Genomic DNA, 15,745 nt, shown 5'->3' on the forward strand with positions numbered 1-15,745 from the left:
TACAAATATTGAAACAAAAATTCCAGTGCTCCCTTTCTTGTCATCCCAGTCTGGGATCCAGATTGGGCACTAAGTTGGTAAACACGAAAGCGCTTTACAACGTTTTTGATTGAACTGCGCGAAAGAACTGGATGCCAGTGTCAGCTACTTGCATGACACCCATTTGTTCCTATAGTTGTCTTTTCTCGTCTACCTTATTTTGCCACTCTGCTGAACAGATACTTTTATTCTTTAATCTGACTTAAGTTTTTAAACAGATGACATGCACCTTAGTGCATGTCACGAAGTATGAAGACGCTAACGATCTGGTTCGTTAGGCGATAATTTTTCTGAGTCCTTAAGCTCCTGTTTAAGGTTTTTGATGCCTTTTCCTAGATCACCCATAACTTGCGGTAATCTACCTGCACCAAACAGAACTAAAATTATTATTAAGACTAGAAACAATTGCCATGGTCCTAAACTCATTTCCACCTCCATTTAAAATATTAACTTTTAGATATTAAAACCTGACTGAAGTCAAGTAACGTATAAATTATATCACCTTTATTTAATTATAAATCAAGGTTTTTCTTGCCAGACTAGATTATTTTCTTGTAGCGGTCAAGCTTCACCTAACTGTGGAGTAGAAGAAAGCTCACTAAAAAACTTTGCTAGCGTATCATCTTTAGGCCTATGGTATATATCGCTAGAAACTCCTGATTGAATAATTTTACCATTTTTCATTACGTAGATAAAATCTGCAACTTTCAATGCTTCTTGCGGGTCATGAGTTACCATTAGCACAGGGATATTTTTACTTCTGAAAAGGGACAATATATGTTGTCTTATTCGGCACTTGAGCAGTATATCTAAATTAGAAAATGGTTCATCTAACAACACAACATCAGGGTTTTGTGCCATCACTCTTGCTATTGCAACTAATTGTTGCTGTCCTCCAGATAAGGCGTTAGGGTACATATTTTCGTATTTTTCTATATTGAGTAACTTCAAGATTTCCAATGCAATTAGGTGCTTTTCTCTCTTGGAAGAGCTGCGGATAGCAAAGGTTATATTTTCTACTACTGTTTTATGAGGAAATAATGCAGAATGCTGAAAAATCAATCCGATATTTCTATGCTCTATAGCGACTGATGCCTTATTGCTTGCAACTAACCTATCATTTATAAAAATAGTTCCAGATTTTGGATTTTCTATCCCCGCAATTAATTTCAAAATTGTTGACTTGCCACAGCCAGAATGCCCCAATAAACATGCAACATTTCCTTTCTTTACTTTAATGTTTATATTGCTTAAAGCAAAGTCGTTTTGATTGTTATAGAAATAACCAATGTTGTTAACTAGCATTAATCTTACTTAAACCATGTTATCAAATATAATAGCATTATACTCAAGAAGTACAGAAATGTTTTTTTGTCGCTGTAAATTGGTTATGCAAGAAATCTAGAAAAGAGAAGGATTTTTTGCTATAACTTTACATAAATGGTAGGAAACACGGGACTATAGCTCAGCAGGATAGAGCGTTGGACTCCTAATCCGAAGGTCGTGCGTTCGAATCGCACTAGTCCCACCCGTTCAAACTTTTCTCTATAGTAGTTTAGTATAACCACCTATATATATGGCCTTTTTGTCTAATTATTTGCCCAAAAATTCATATTTTCTTTCATAATCTGTTGACTTTCTAATATTTTTCTCAAAAGGGTAGGGGCGTTTTTTTATAGTTTTGAGAAAAGTAAATAAATGAATTTGTTATTACGCTAAAATGGTGTTTGTAAAACTTAATTTGTACGCTTCCTAGTAATTCTGATATAGTTACTTTAGTTAAAGTCTATAAAAGTTTACAAATGGCAACCTTAAGTGTAAGAGAAGCTTTATGCACAGCAATCAGAGAAGAAATGCGAAACGACCCTGATGTGCTTATCATGGGTGAAGAAGTTGCAGAGTATGATGGTGCTTATAAAGTAACGAAAGGATTACTGAAAGAATTTGGAGAAAATAGGGTAGTTGATACACCTATTACCGAACATGGATTTGCTGGCCTTGCTGTTGGAGCGGCATTTGCTGGGTTAAAGCCAATCGTTGAGTTTATGACTTTTAATTTTTCTATGCAGGCTATTGACCAAATTGTGAATTCCGCAGCAAAAACAAATTATATGTCAGGCGGACAACTTGGATGTCCTATAGTATTTCGTGGACCAAATGGCGCTGCAGCAAGAGTTGCTGCACAACACTCTCAATGCTTTGCATCTTGGTATTCGCATATACCGGGATTAAAAGTGATAGCACCTTACTTTGCCTCCGATTGCAGAGGTCTGCTTAAAGCTGCAATTCGTGACCCTAATCCGGTAATATTTCTAGAAAACGAGATAGCTTATGGACATGAGCATGAAGTTTCTGACTCTGAGCTGTCAAATAAAGATTATCTACTTGAGATAGGCAAGGCTGCTGTTATACGGGAAGGAAAGGATGTAACTATCACTGCTTTCTCATTAAAATTAATGGACGCTTTAGATGCAGCAGATTTACTTTCAGGTGGAGGTATAGAAGCTGAAGTTATTGACCTCAGAACCTTAAGACCACTTGACACTCAAACCGTTATTAACTCTATTCAGAAGACTAATAGGTTAGTTAGTGTAGAAGAAGGATGGCCATTTGCAGGAATGGGAGCAGAGCTTTCGGCTGTTGTTATGGAACAAGGATTTGACTACCTTGATGCTCCAGTTATGCGCGTAACTGGCAAGGACATCCCCTTACCTTACGCTGCAAATCTAGAAAAAAAAGCATTACCACAAGTGGAAGATATAGTTGAAGCGGTGCATCAGGTCTGTTTTAGAAAAAAATAAGTTTTAATTTCCAATACGATAAAGAAAGCAACTTATTAGACCTCTTTCGAAACTCATATAGACAGCTCAAAGTCTGCTATTAAATTGAATCTCAAGCCCTATTTTGCTTTGTCTACCTTATTCTACCACTCCCCTGAACGGATACAGACTAAATTGTGAAGGGTTGTATGAAGTTACTATAGATGCTCCCCGGGCCGGATTCGAACCAGCGACCAATTGGTTAACAGCCAATTGCTCTACCACTGAGCTACCGAGGAATAAGTTACTTTCAATGTACCATGTTGAACGTTGGTTGTAAACTTTTTTGTGTAGATTTTAAGTGATGTTGGCCATAGAAATACTTTACAAGAGCCCCCTTATCATTGGTTAGTATACATCATTGATATACCTTCCAACGCTCACGAAGATTTAATGCCATAGCTTGATTTCTACTGAAAGAGAGCATTATGCCAAGTGCGATGCTCGAAGATAAAAGAGAAGAACCACCATAGCTAAGTAGTGGCAGGGTTATGCCGGTGGTAGGAAAAACACTCAATGTTACCCCTATGTTTATTATGAATTGTGTGATGAATTGAATTGAGATACCAAGAATCACCAATAGATTGAATAATTCATTTTCTCTATATGCAACGTAAAGCAAGCGGGCGGAAATGATGCCAAATAACATCAATGTGGCTAAGCACGTAATCAAACCAAATTCTTCTGCTAAAACAGAAAACACAAAATCTGTATGACAATCAGGAAGAGAGGCTTTTACGCTACCTTCACCAGGTCCAACTCCAGTTAATTGACCTCTTTTGAATGCTTCTAATGATTTTGTGACTTGAAAGTTATCGCGCTGCGTAAAAAAGACAAAATTGTAAATCCTTTGCTTTATATGTGGGAGACATAAGTAAGCTATTGTAGTTCCAGTTGTGGCCATTCCTACTATACATAGAAAGTATAAAAATGGTATACATGCAATAAACATTTGACCAATAAAAGAATATGTTAAAAGCATGGACATACTGAAATCAGGTTGCAAAAGTAACAACACAAAAACTAACAGAAATATTATGATTGATATGTGCATTTTAAACTTCATTTCGCTGGCCAAGATACTAGCTATAACAACAGAAAAAAATGGCCTTACGAACTCAGATGGTTGAACTGAAATTTTGACAATATGTAACCATCGTTTCGCACCTTTTACCTCTATACCAAGTATTATCGCAATTGCTACTAGAATAGTAAATAAAATGAAACCTGCGAATGAGAGGTTAAGTATGGTTTTTGTGTTGAGAAAAGAAAATGTCACCAAGGTAATTAGTGACAGGACTATATAAATTGTATGGCGCCGTATAAAATAATCTTGTGGTAAAGAAAGACGCTGCGCAATTACAGGGCTTGCTGAATAAACAAGAATGAAACTTATAGTGAGCAAAAAAAACACTGGAAAGATGAGATAATAATCCAGCGTTCTATACCAGAGTTTAATATTCATTTTGTTCCAATGTGTAATGCCACTATTCCATAGCTCATATTATGAAACTCAACATTCTTAAAGCCTACCTCTTCAATTTCCATTTTAAAATCAGCCTGAGTTGGAAATTCTCTGATGCTCTTCACTAAATATTCATAAGAACTCTTGTCTTTAGCAACTATGCTGCCAATTTTAGGAATTACTTTAAATGAATATAAGTCATAAAGTTTGGTAAATATCTCATTTTGATAGTGCATAGGGGCAAATTCTAAGCAGATAAATTTCCCATGTGGTTTTAACACTCTGTACGCCTCATTTAAAGCCTTCTTGCGGTCAGAAACATTTCGAATGCCAAAAGCTATTGTGCAATAATCAAATTCGAAGCCTTCAAATGGTAAACTTTCTGCATTCGCACATACCCAATCAAAATTAATTTGGTTTGAATTTATAGCTTTATCACGTCCTCTGCTTAGCATATTTTGATTTATGTCACATACTGTAACCTTAGCACTTGGCTCTTTTCTTACTATTCTTATTGCTATATCTCCAGTTCCTCCAGCAACATCTAAAACCTTAGAGTTTTTTGTAAAATGTATGCTATTTACCATCTTATCTTTCCATAATCTGTGCATTCCGAGGCTCATTATATCATTCATGGTGTCGTAGCGACTTGCCACGGAATCGAATACCTCTTTAACTAATTGCGATTTCTTCTTGATTTTTATAGTAGACATTACGTAAAAACTCCTTTATAATTAGTAAAAATTAATTTGAATTAACACAAATGTCAACGACAGGCCTTGAGCCTGTTAAAATCTTCTTCAGCGTGGTATGATGACCGAGTGAGTGGGCTTGATGCAACCACTAGGAAACCTTTGGAGTAAGCGATATATTTATAATGCTCAAATTCCTCTGGGGTAACATACCTATCAAGTTTTGCATGTTTTGGAGTTGGTTGTAGATATTGACCAATTGTAATAAAATCAACCTCAGCACTGCGCAAATCGTCCATAACCTGAATTATTTCCTCTTTTGTTTCTCCAAGACCAACCATGAGCCCTGACTTTGTGAAAACTTTAGGATTAATCTGCTTTACCATCTTCAGCAAATATAGTGAATGAAAATAGCGAGCTCGTGGTCTTATTTTTGCATACAATCTCGGCACTGTTTCAATATTGTGGTTATAGACATCAGGTGATGCAACAGCAATTGCTTCAAATGCTCCTTTCTTATTTAAAAAATCAGGAGTTAAAATCTCTATTGTTGTTTCTGAAGTTATTTTTCTAATTTCTTCTATGCACTGTATAAACTGATTTGCTCCACCATCTGGTAAATCATCACGATCAACAGAAGTAATGACAACATGTTTTAAGTTTAACTTTTTTATCGCTTTTGCTAAATTTTCTGGCTCATGAGGGTCTAGTTTATCAGGAATGCCAGTTGCAACGTTGCAAAATGCACAAGCACGAGTGCAAACAGAACCAAGAATCATCACAGTAGCATGACGTTTATTCCAACATTCACCAATATTTGGACATGCAGCTTCTTCACATACCGTATGTAAGTTATGCAATTTAACGATGTTTAAGGTTTCATTGAATACTTTACCAGTTGGAGCTTTTGCTCTGAGCCATGGAGGCTTACTATGCATCTGAAACGGCTAACTCTACCTCTTGCTTTGCTAGAACTTTTTTCAACCTTCTTTTTATCTTCTGCGCTTTCTCACTTAGTTTAATCGTTCTTGTGTTGAGCAAAAAAGCATCTAAATCACCTTTGTAATCTATAGTTCTCAAAGTTCTTGTTGCCACACGAAATCTAAACTTTTTATTCAATATATCACTTGTCAACGTAACCTTATGTAAATTTAAAAGAAAGGTACGCTTTGTTTTACGATTCGAATGTGATACCTTATTACCAAAAGATTTTTTTCTATTTGTTAATTCACAAACTCTACTCACTTCAATATACCAAATTATTCTATGTACTTAGATTACCTTATATAGTCAAATAGTCAATACTCTCTTGCTTAATTTTTATACCATATACTGCTTTGTAGCCAAAAAATATCGTAATTTTTTCTATTATAAGAGAAATCATATGCTGAATTTCCAATGCTTTACTGCCATTTGTTACTACCAGATGCAACACACCCGAATTTATATTCTGTGCATATGAGATCTTTTTCGGTTTTGTACACTCTGCTATTTCTTTCCCTACTATATTTCGCCAGTTTAAAATCAGACGTATTTCATTTTTACTAATCTTATTTTTCATGCATTTTAATGCATAGTTTTCAATTATAGACTTTAATTTTTTTGGACCGCTGTGTTTGAGCATTTTTCTGTTTTGTTTCTAGTATAACTAAATAAGTAAGGTTTACTACTACATTGGATTTCCTCAGTGCCAAATCCAAGTAGCTAACACTGGGATGACAACCTTCTAACTGCTTTACAAACCTCTAGCCTCACACCGTAAAAAGCAGTATTTCTATGTAACAATCTACCTTAACGTAGCACTTGCCAAGATCGTTCCATTTACCAAATTTTGTGCTGTCATCTTTGCCTCATAATTAACCTTATAGCTGTTTTAATTGTAATTAGTTAAATTATTATTAACTTGCCAGGCTAGATCCAAAAAATAGCATAATCAATATGCAAATTGTAATAGAAATCACGTTTGCGTATGGTTTATTGCTATGCGGTTAATCTTTCCTCAATCCAAGCTGCTTGAATAGCTTCGAGTATTTTTTCGTTACAGCGTTTTTCATCATCATCAAATTCCTCTAAACTCAAGACCTTTTTTTTAAGCTCAGTGAATCTGATACTAATTATATTCTCATTTGGAAATTTTTCCTCCAGAGCTTCCACAATATCTTCTATATCAAGCCATTTCATACTTTTTTGTATTTATCTGCTAAGTTAAATTGGTGCCCATGGGGAGACTTGAACTCCCAAGGTCGCAAAACCCACGGATTTTAAGTCCGCTGCGTCTACCGATTCCGCCACACGGGCTTTTTTTATCTATCTAGAGTAAAACTCTACTACTAAATTGACTTCCATGTCTGCTGAATAAGGAACCTCAGAATATTGAGGTGACCTCAAATACTTCACTGAATGCTCTTTACTATCTGCTTCTAAATAATCCGGAGCCTTGCGCTCTTGTTTTTGTTCAGCCTCTACTACTACAGGGATTTTTGCTGCCCTTTCTCTTATTTTTATTATATCACCTGGCTTCACTCGATAACTCGATATGTTAACCACCTTATCATTAACTGTAACGTGCTTATGAGATATGAGCTGCTTTGCTGAGTAAATTGTTGGAACAAGACCAGAGTGGTATAAAACAGAACTTAATCTCGATTCTAAGATACCGATAAAATTATCAGCCGTATAACCTTTTCTGTTATAAGCATCTAAAAATGTACGTCTGAGCTGCTTACTTGAAATCGCATAGTAAAACTTAAATTTTTTATGTGCAGCAAACTGCTTACCAAAGTCGGATAACTTCTTGAATCCAAGAATACCATGTTGACCTGGAGGGTATTTCCTTTTGTTTACTGGGTCTTTAGCTCTACCCCATAAATTTACACCAAGTCTACGGCTAATCCTATACTTTCTAGTGATAACAGTTGTCATATAAAAACTCTCACGATTTAACTTTAGATTATTAAGGATTTTAGCACTCAGTGTCAACTTGTTTTTGCTGATATAATCTTTTATACTTTATTTTTAAGTTTTTCTATGAATCATCTACCTTTGGAATCTATGGCAAATGCCATCCGTTTTTTATCAATTAATGCAGTACAAAAAGCAAACTCTGGGCACCCAGGTATGCCACTTGGCATGGCAGATGTTGCAACTGTCTTGTTTGCCAAATATCTAAATCATAATCCTGATGATTCCAAATGGTTTAATAGAGACCGCTTCGTTTTATCAAACGGTCATGGTTCAATGTTACTATACTCAATATTATATTTGACAGGTTATATTAGCATAGATGAGCTAAAGAACTTCAGGCAAATGGGATCCAAGACCCCAGGTCATCCAGAGTTTGGCTTGACTTCCGGAGTAGAGGCAACGACAGGCCCGCTCGGTCAGGGGTTTGCCGCTGCTGTTGGCATGGCACTTGCTGAATCAATCCTTAAAAAGCAATTCAGAATCAATCACTACACTTACGTGATGCTAGGGGATGGCTGTCTTATGGAAGGAATAAGCCATGAAGCAGCTTCACTTGCTGGGCATCTTAAATTGAATAAGCTCATAGCTCTTTTTGATGATAATGATATCTCTATAGATGGCGCTACTTGCCTTTCCTGCTCTGATGATGTAGAGAAACGCTTCTTAGCGTATGGATGGAATGTTGACAAGATTGATGGCCATGATTTTGATGCCATATCCATTGCAATAGAGCAGGCGCAAAAGTCTGATAAACCTACACTAATCTGCTGCAAAACCATTATCGGAAAATTTTCAAGCCGTGCTGGCACATCCTCTGCTCACAGTGGTGCTTTTTCGGAGGAAGACATCAAACAGATGAGAGAGAAATTAAACTGGAATTATGAACCATTCCATGTGCCAGAAGATGTGAAAAATGCCTGGAAGAAAACTGTTGAGAGAGCAAAACAAAACTACACGATGTCATTCCAGCGCGTGACCAGGAAAGAAGAAAAAGAATGGATCCCATTGTCAAGCACTGGGATGACAGAAGAGAATGCTGGGATGAAAGGATATCATGTAGAACTTCAAAGACGGTTAGATAAACATCTACCAGATAATATCGCTGGTGTTTTAGCTGACCTGAAGAAACAAATATGTGAGCTAATGCCAAACGAAGCTACTCGATCTTCTTTTGGTAGGGTAATGGAACTTTTAACTGAGTCTATGCCGGAATTAATCGGCGGTTCTGCTGATCTTACCGGGTCAAATTGCACTAAATATGAGCACATGCAGGTAATAGATAGTAATAATTATAGTGGTTCTTATGTCCACTATGGAGTGAGAGAGCACGCTATGGCAGCATGTATGAATGGTATGGCTCTTCACGGCGCGATTCTTCCTTATGGTGGCACTTTTTTGGTATTTTCCGACTACTGTCGTCCTGCTATACGTCTTTCAGCTCTGATGAAGCAGCAGGTTATCTATGTAATGACTCACGACTCAATTGGAGTGGGGGAAGATGGCCCAACTCATCAGCCAATAGAGCATTTAGCTTCTTTGCGTGCTATACCAAATCTATATGTTTTTAGGCCAGCAGATGCAGTTGAAACTCTGGAGTGTGTTAGCATTGCACTCGAAAAAAAAGAGTCACCTGCACTGTTTGCGCTCTCAAGGCAAAACGTAAGTTACATGCGCAAATTCTATTTTGATATCGATCAATCTGCCAATCTATCGAAGTTTGGTGCATATGTTTTGTGTGAATGTTCAAAAGAATTAAAAGTGACAATATTTGCTACCGGATCTGAAGTTGAAATTGCAGTTGAAGCAAGGGAGAAATTGCAGGAAAAGGGTATAGGTACAAGGGTTGTTTCTATGCCCAGCTGGAGGCTTTTTGACGAACAAAGTGATGAATATAAAGCGGCGATATTAAATAATGACAGCATTAAAGTTGCAATTGAAGCCGGAAGTGAAATGGGTTGGCATAAATATATAGGTTCAAACGGTATATTTATTGGCATGAAAAGCTTTGGAGAATCAGCACCTTATAAAACACTCTATGAGCATTTTAATATCAGCGCAGATCACGTAGTAAAATGTGTGTGTGAGAAGTTAGGTTGCATTCAGTAAACCTCTTGCATAACCATATGAAAGCCCACTCTTCTTTGTCATTCCAGCGCGTGACGTTGATTTCCATCCAAGATGATGTCATGCCAGTGCTTGACACTGGCATCTAGTTTTCTTTACAAATTCACCAAAAGTGCTTCATTCTATAACGCAAAACCAATACTCACCAAACCCAATGCATTACTTGCAATTAAGTTTCCTGGATCCCAGTGTCTGGGCACTGGGATGACACCTCTGGGCACTGCCGTCATAAAGGAACCAGTGTCAGCTACTTGAATACATACCACCATGTCATTCCAGCGCGTGACGCTGGAATCCAGTTTTTGGCAGTTTCATTGAAAATGTTGTAACCACTTTCTGTGCTAGTTTGCTTGCTTACAAGCAAACTTTTCTGGATCCCAGTGTCTGGACACTGGGATGACACCATCATAAAGGAATCAGTGTCAGCTACTTTCATGACGTCATCATAAAGTAAAATGAGATCCCAGTGTCACGCACTGGGATGACAGGGGAGAGAGGCTACTGGAATGACATCATAGGGGCGCTGCCGTTGTAAAGGAACCAGTGTCAGCTACTTTCATGACATCGTTGTAAAGTTGTACCATATGCTAGTTTTACTAAAAATTATACTATTTTAGATATAATTACAATATCTAAATTTAAGGTATACGGATGAACCCTAGGAAAGTTTTTAATATTCTTCTTATAGTGTTATTTATTTCTTTTTCTCATGTTGGGAGTGCTGCTGACGCTAACGACGATACAACTGCCCAAGTAATATGTAATATTATTGGATACGTTTGGGGAATAGGTGGACCGCTTATGACCGTAGTGATAATAGGTGCAGCTTTGATGGCGATATTTGGTAGAATGCCATGGCCAGCTCTTTTCGCACTCGGTGTATTTTGTGCTGTATTTTTCGGCGCTAAAACTATTGTGACAAAAGTGATGGGTGGTATAGGCGGCACTGGAAATACTTCCTTGATGGACCAATGTGGAGTGGACAAAAAGAAATAGATCCTGTTTTTTAGAATTTTACACTATGCAACGTTCTACTGTTTCCAAAGCAATATCTTTATAAATTTTTGCTAAATCTTCACTTAACATTAAAGGATTTCCACAATCCGAAGCATGACATATTTGTGGATCTAGAGGAATTCTGCCTAAGAGTTTGATGCCCAGCTCCTCAGACATTTTTTTTGCGCCGTCTTTTCCAAATATGTATATTTTTGAGCCGCTTTGAGTAAAATAGCTCATATTTTCTACAATGCCAATAACCGGTACGCTGACCTTTTTAAGCATATCATAAATTTTGCGAGCATCGATTAAAGAGAGCTCCTGTGGAGTTGAAACTATTATCGCCCCGGTTAAGTTAAAATTTTCCATAAGACTTAAATGCACATCGCCAGTTCCAGGTGGTGTGTCAACTATCAAATACTCTATATCGGACCATTTTGTTCCCATGAGCAGATTATAAAGTGCTTTTGTGATCATAGGTCCGCGCCATATTGCTGCACGATCTTTATCAATAAAGTAGCCAATTGAAATAGTATGCAGTCCATACCTTTCTATAGGTATTGCTTTTCCACCATATATTTCTGGCTTTAATTTTTCAGCGCCAAGCATTTTAGGAATTGAAGGACCATATATATCTGCATCAACCAGCGCAACTTTATGTTTTAACTTTGCTAATGAGAGAGCAAGATTTAGCGCAGTTGTGGATTTACCTACGCCTCCCTTACCAGAGGCCACAATAATTATATTTTTCACTCCTTCGATATGTAATTTAGCTTTTTGTTGCTCAGTTTGTTTTTGATCAGTAGCAACCACGGTCACCTTCCCCACCCCTGGTATAGCCTTAACAGTTTGTTCACAATTTCTTCTTAATTCTTCATTTGCTTGTGTGTTGCCGGCAACTCCAAGCACAAAACCAACGTCTCTGCCTTTAATAATGATTGAGGATATTACTCCAAGAGTTTTACCGCTTTTTTGCTCTATGACTTTTTTTAAGCTCTTTCTTACAATTTCTTCGTTGATCATTATGCCTCTATTGTTTGATGCGCCAGCCCAAACTCTTGCGGAAATGTTACACGAAATAATATAGAATTCAAGAAGATAATTAGTAATAAGCAATTAAGGCTTATTAATTTCAGCCCGAGAAGGCCAACCCTTGTCATTTCATGAAAAAACCTTCTTTTGCATTGGCATCTTTTAATATCTATAATAGTGCAGCACTGCCTTACGTATTGCCAATCCGAATTCTACTTGCTGTAAAATAACACAATCTGCTACATCACTGCTAATCTCAATCCCTCTATTTATTGGCCCTGGGTGCATAACAATCGCATCTGGTTTTGCGTATGATAGCTTTTGTGAATCAAGTCCATACAAATGAAAATATTCTTTCTCTGAAGAACTATTATTCATGCGCTCTTTCTGTAGCCTCAAAAGCATAATTACGTCAGCATCCTTTATACCTTCAATTAATGAATAATGGACTGAATCTACTTCAGGAAAATGCTTACAAATCAAAGTTGGTGGTGCGACCAAGCATATTTTTGCTCCAAACATTTTCAGCAATCTTATATTTGATCTTGCAACTCTACTGTGCAAGATATCCCCACATATTACAACTTTAAGGTCCTTTATTTGCTTTTTATGATTAATGATTACAAGATAGTCTGCAAGAGCTTGAGTTGGGTGTTCGCTGCTTCCATCGCCTGCGTTGATCAGCGAGCAGTTAACATGCTTTACTAGTGTATTAATGATACCACTACTTTTATGCCTGATTATCATATAGTCAGGATTCATTGCATTTAATGTTTTGATCATGTCTTTTAGATCTTCTCCCTTGTTGATAGAAGAAGATCTTATTGGCAAAGTTACAACATTTGCACCAAGGCTTTTTGCTGCTATTTCAAAAGACGCAAGCGTACGTGTTGAATCTTCAAAGAATAAATTTATTACTGTCTTGTTTTCCAAGATATGACTATTTGCAGCTTCATTTTTCAGAGCCAACCTAGTTATATTTTCTACATCATCGACTGTGAGGTCTGAGATGTTTAACAAATTCCTTCTGTTATTCATAATTTCCTTTTAACATGCAATTGTTGTCCACCCTATTCTACTTTCTTATTACCTTTTTTCAACGAACCTATTTGCAACCTACTGCATAAAATAAAAACTGGTATTAACTGATAATTAGTACTCTGCTTTTATTATGGTTAGTATATTAATAGTAAGTGAGGTTGAAAATGGTTGCAAAAAAAGATGAGAAAACTAGCTTGGGGAGCAAAATACTAGATTACGTACCGTGGAGAATAGCGCTAACAGCTGCTGCTTTTGCTATTCCAGTTGCTGGTCCCATTGTTGGTACAGCTGTTGGAGCTTTAGCATATGGTAATTATAGACAAAACAGTAAAGCTGAAAATCCCGCTTCCAAATCTGATAATGAGGAAAGTAAAAAAGAGAGTGCAAAACCAGGTCGTTTAAAGAAATTCTTGTTTAGAGTTTGTGCTATTGCAATTGGCTTTTTGTTTGGTGGACCAATTGGTGCTGCAATTGCTGGAGGTATTGTAGCTGTTGACGCTGTGTCAAATGGTAAGCTTATTCAAGGAACAGAAAAGGTGTTAGATGCAGGTTATGATGCACTAAGTTGGGCAAAAGATAAAACACTAGATGCAGGAAAATCAGTAGTAGATAAGGTGAGAGGCTCTGAGAAAGGAGTTGAGGAAAAAAAAGACGGGCCAACACATGAATTTGATAATCCTGTCTATTCTCCTGAAGTTAATAGTACAACTAAAGCAGAAAAAAGAAATTCTTCTCCAAGCAGCTCAAAACTAATTGTTGGTGAACAAACTGCAAAACTTGTGTAAAACAGAAAAGATTCAGCGAGTCAAGGGCAAAATGCTGTAAAAAGTTAGCATAAATCTTTCATTCCAGTGTTTGGTGGCACTGGGGATTACTTCCACTTACACTCATCCGCTATCATAACAGCCTCAAGAAGATGCTTCTCAAGTTCACTTAGAGGTAAATCGCTCTGTGGATAATTTCCCCAAGATTTTAGTATACCGGAAGTTTCAACGCCTTCAACAATAGGATATTCTTGGTTTTTCTTAGCATATAACTCTTGAGCCTGCTTGCTTACTAAAAATTCCAATAAGACTATAGCATTTTCCCTGTTTTTTGCGTTTTTTGTTACTGCTGCACCACTGATGTTTACCATTACACCATTACCTTCATGATCAGGAAAAAAAGCCCCTAGCTTGTCTACAACATTCTTTTTATTTTCTGATGAAAGAATTCTTGCAAAGTAATAACTATTTACTATTGCAACATCTCCCTCACCAGCTGCTACGGCATAAATTTGATCAGTGTCACCACCACTTGGTTTTCTTGCCATATTGCCCACAATTCCGCTTACCCATTCTTTCGTCTTTTCAAAACCATTATTTGCAATCATAAAAGCAATCAACGATCGGTTATATGGACTTGTGGAAGAACGCACTAATATTTTTCCTTTCCATTTTTCATTTGCTAAATCTTCATAAGTACTTAAGTCCTTAGGGTCTACTGACTCTTTATTGTAAACCAATATCCTAGTTCTTTTTGTGAGACCAAACCAATAATCTTCACTATCTCTAAATTTTGCAGGTATAACACTTTTTAAAACCTCTGAATCCACTTGAGACAAAAGCCCCCTTTTTTTTGCTAAAATTAGGTTCACTGCGTCTGCAGTTAAAAATAAGTCGGCTTCACCACCGTTTTCCATACGTGAAAGTAGCTGAGAATAATCATCAACGATATAACGTACTTTAATGTCCGTATTTTTCGTGAATTCATCAAATAAAGTACGTACTAATTCTTCTTTGCGCGATGAATAAACATTTACTACTTGTGAGTCATTAGTTCCGTCGTTTCTGTATAAATAAGTAATAACTATTAATACAACCGCTATTAAGGATGTGAATATAAAGGCTTTTCTCATAAAAATAACTTCTTCCAGTTAAAGTTACCAAGATGGAGTAGCTTTAGCAAGTGTAAAATTCGTTAGATAAGTCATAAAAACTTACTTGACAAGCTTTGCCAGCCCCCTTATCATGAAAGTGAAGCTATTTATTTATCTTCGCAATCTGCAGATTAAAACGACAAAGGGAACTTTGTATTTGGCGTAAATCATGCTTAATTTTTTGCACTGTGTGCACCTCATGTCTTTATAAAACTTCTGGGTTTCTATCTATACAAGCCGAAACGCGCTTATAAAGCGTTTAAGACATCAAAAGACGTCAAATAGAACAAGGGAGAATTTGAATACTAGTTACCCTAGGTTTTCTTTGCCTTTTTTTCTGTTTAGTAAATTTCTTAAACATTTATGACTAAAGGTTAGTTGCATTAAAAAGCAGCTAAATCGCGGTTATTAAGCGTTTAGAATAAAAAAACGCCATACTTGAAAGTATAATGTAAGTAATTAGCCAACCACGGGGTTTCTTTTGCCTTTTTTTTTATTTGGTAAATTTTTTAAATATTTATGACTAAACGACAATCGTCATCCCGCTGCTTGTTAGCGGGATCTATGCTAAGATACCTCGGCGGTATGACGGTTAAGTAAGGTGTCATTCCAGCGCGTGACGCTGGAATTCCAAAAAAAAGGATGATGTCATCCC

Annotated in this window: 18 protein-coding genes and 3 tRNA genes; 6 read left to right on the forward strand and 15 right to left on the reverse strand. The window is 36.8% G+C overall.

Annotated features, from left to right (window positions below; translation table 11 throughout):
• Nucleotides 1-297 precede the first annotated feature (297 nt).
• Both tatA and NBW39_RS04300 read right to left on the reverse strand, forming a co-directional pair.
• Nucleotides 298-465: a twin-arginine translocase TatA gene (gene tatA / locus NBW39_RS04295; protein WP_214249347.1), complete on the reverse strand. Its 168-nt coding sequence runs from the start codon at nucleotides 463-465 to the stop codon at nucleotides 298-300.
• Between the two features lie 135 nt (nucleotides 466-600).
• On the reverse strand, nucleotides 601-1,344 hold the full coding sequence (locus NBW39_RS04300) for an ABC transporter ATP-binding protein (protein ID WP_250294617.1): 744 nt from the start codon (nucleotides 1,342-1,344) through the stop codon (nucleotides 601-603).
• A 149-nt stretch (nucleotides 1,345-1,493) separates the two neighbouring features.
• Between NBW39_RS04300 and NBW39_RS04305 the strand changes: the two genes are divergently transcribed.
• Nucleotides 1,494-1,567: transfer RNA gene (locus NBW39_RS04305), tRNA-Arg, on the forward strand.
• Between the two features lie 238 nt (nucleotides 1,568-1,805).
• Entirely contained in the window at nucleotides 1,806-2,840 is a 1,035-nt protein-coding gene (locus NBW39_RS04310; RefSeq protein WP_256466322.1) for a pyruvate dehydrogenase complex E1 component subunit beta, read from the forward strand.
• 185 nt (nucleotides 2,841-3,025) lie between these two features.
• Here the strand turns inward: NBW39_RS04310 and NBW39_RS04315 are convergent.
• The 9 genes from NBW39_RS04315 to rpsD all read right to left on the reverse strand — a co-directional run bounded on the left by NBW39_RS04315 (nucleotide 3,026) and on the right by rpsD (nucleotide 7,937).
• Nucleotides 3,026-3,097 (reverse strand) — tRNA-Asn (locus tag NBW39_RS04315).
• A 119-nt stretch (nucleotides 3,098-3,216) separates the two neighbouring features.
• On the reverse strand, nucleotides 3,217-4,323 hold the full coding sequence (locus tag NBW39_RS04320) for an FtsW/RodA/SpoVE family cell cycle protein (protein ID WP_250294619.1): 1,107 nt from the start codon (nucleotides 4,321-4,323) through the stop codon (nucleotides 3,217-3,219).
• Nucleotides 4,320-5,036, reverse strand: a complete 717-nt coding sequence (gene ubiE / locus NBW39_RS04325) for a bifunctional demethylmenaquinone methyltransferase/2-methoxy-6-polyprenyl-1,4-benzoquinol methylase UbiE (RefSeq protein ID WP_250294620.1) — start codon at nucleotides 5,034-5,036, stop codon at nucleotides 4,320-4,322. The genes NBW39_RS04320 and ubiE overlap by 4 nt, the downstream gene beginning before the upstream one ends.
• A gap of 53 nt (nucleotides 5,037-5,089) precedes the next feature.
• Entirely contained in the window at nucleotides 5,090-5,953 is an 864-nt protein-coding gene (lipA, locus tag NBW39_RS04330) for a lipoyl synthase (RefSeq protein WP_250294621.1), read from the reverse strand.
• On the reverse strand, nucleotides 5,946-6,260 hold the full coding sequence (gene rpmB / locus NBW39_RS04335; protein WP_250294622.1) for a 50S ribosomal protein L28: 315 nt from the start codon (nucleotides 6,258-6,260) through the stop codon (nucleotides 5,946-5,948). The genes lipA and rpmB overlap by 8 nt, the downstream gene beginning before the upstream one ends.
• A gap of 37 nt (nucleotides 6,261-6,297) precedes the next feature.
• Nucleotides 6,298-6,639, reverse strand: a complete 342-nt coding sequence (locus tag NBW39_RS04340; RefSeq protein WP_064125521.1) for a DUF721 domain-containing protein — start codon at nucleotides 6,637-6,639, stop codon at nucleotides 6,298-6,300.
• Nucleotides 6,640-6,995: 356 nt separating this feature from the next.
• Entirely contained in the window at nucleotides 6,996-7,196 is a 201-nt protein-coding gene (iscX, locus tag NBW39_RS04345) for a Fe-S cluster assembly protein IscX (RefSeq protein ID WP_007552114.1), read from the reverse strand.
• A 30-nt stretch (nucleotides 7,197-7,226) separates the two neighbouring features.
• Nucleotides 7,227-7,313, reverse strand: a tRNA-Leu gene (locus NBW39_RS04350).
• A 9-nt stretch (nucleotides 7,314-7,322) separates the two neighbouring features.
• A complete protein-coding gene (gene rpsD / locus NBW39_RS04355; RefSeq protein ID WP_010962555.1) occupies nucleotides 7,323-7,937 on the reverse strand; it encodes a 30S ribosomal protein S4 in 615 nt (204 codons plus the stop codon).
• A 105-nt stretch (nucleotides 7,938-8,042) separates the two neighbouring features.
• Between rpsD and tkt the strand changes: the two genes are divergently transcribed.
• Together tkt and NBW39_RS04365 are read left to right on the forward strand one after the other, a co-directional pair.
• On the forward strand, nucleotides 8,043-10,085 hold the full coding sequence (tkt, locus tag NBW39_RS04360) for a transketolase (protein WP_250294623.1): 2,043 nt from the start codon (nucleotides 8,043-8,045) through the stop codon (nucleotides 10,083-10,085).
• A 90-nt stretch (nucleotides 10,086-10,175) separates the two neighbouring features.
• Nucleotides 10,176-10,358 carry a hypothetical protein gene (locus NBW39_RS04365; protein ID WP_250294624.1) on the forward strand — a complete coding sequence of 61 codons (183 nt, stop codon included), beginning with the start codon at nucleotides 10,176-10,178 and terminating at the stop codon, nucleotides 10,356-10,358.
• Here the strand turns inward: NBW39_RS04365 and NBW39_RS04370 are convergent.
• Nucleotides 10,351-10,539: a hypothetical protein gene (locus tag NBW39_RS04370; protein WP_250294625.1), complete on the reverse strand. Its 189-nt coding sequence runs from the start codon at nucleotides 10,537-10,539 to the stop codon at nucleotides 10,351-10,353. The two genes, NBW39_RS04365 and NBW39_RS04370, sit on opposite strands and share 8 nt — an antisense overlap.
• Nucleotides 10,540-10,754: 215 nt before the next feature.
• On the opposite strand from NBW39_RS04370, the gene NBW39_RS04375 reads away from it, so the two are divergent.
• Nucleotides 10,755-11,099, forward strand: coding sequence for a TrbC/VirB2 family protein (locus tag NBW39_RS04375; RefSeq protein WP_250294626.1), 345 nt, complete (start codon nucleotides 10,755-10,757; stop codon nucleotides 11,097-11,099).
• Nucleotides 11,100-11,117: 18 nt separating this feature from the next.
• Here the strand turns inward: NBW39_RS04375 and NBW39_RS04380 are convergent, their stop codons facing one another.
• Nucleotides 11,118-12,122 carry an Mrp/NBP35 family ATP-binding protein gene (locus tag NBW39_RS04380; RefSeq protein ID WP_250294627.1) on the reverse strand — a complete coding sequence of 335 codons (1,005 nt, stop codon included), beginning with the start codon at nucleotides 12,120-12,122 and terminating at the stop codon, nucleotides 11,118-11,120.
• A gap of 171 nt (nucleotides 12,123-12,293) precedes the next feature.
• The gene (locus tag NBW39_RS04385) at nucleotides 12,294-13,169 is read right to left on the reverse strand and encodes an aspartate carbamoyltransferase catalytic subunit (RefSeq protein WP_250294628.1); all 876 of its coding nucleotides are present in this window, start codon (nucleotides 13,167-13,169) and stop codon (nucleotides 12,294-12,296) included.
• Nucleotides 13,170-13,336: 167 nt separating this feature from the next.
• Between NBW39_RS04385 and NBW39_RS04390 the strand changes: the two genes are divergently transcribed.
• Nucleotides 13,337-13,957, forward strand: a complete 621-nt coding sequence (locus NBW39_RS04390) for a hypothetical protein (protein WP_250294629.1) — start codon at nucleotides 13,337-13,339, stop codon at nucleotides 13,955-13,957.
• An 86-nt stretch (nucleotides 13,958-14,043) separates the two neighbouring features.
• On the opposite strand, the gene NBW39_RS04395 is transcribed toward NBW39_RS04390, so the two are convergent.
• Nucleotides 14,044-15,069: an extracellular solute-binding protein gene (locus NBW39_RS04395; protein ID WP_250294630.1), complete on the reverse strand. Its 1,026-nt coding sequence runs from the start codon at nucleotides 15,067-15,069 to the stop codon at nucleotides 14,044-14,046.
• Nucleotides 15,070-15,745: the final 676 nt, after the last annotated feature.

Origin of the sequence: Wolbachia endosymbiont of Oedothorax gibbosus (assembly GCF_936270435.1) — a bacterium.
Classification (GTDB): domain Bacteria; phylum Pseudomonadota; class Alphaproteobacteria; order Rickettsiales; family Anaplasmataceae; genus Wolbachia.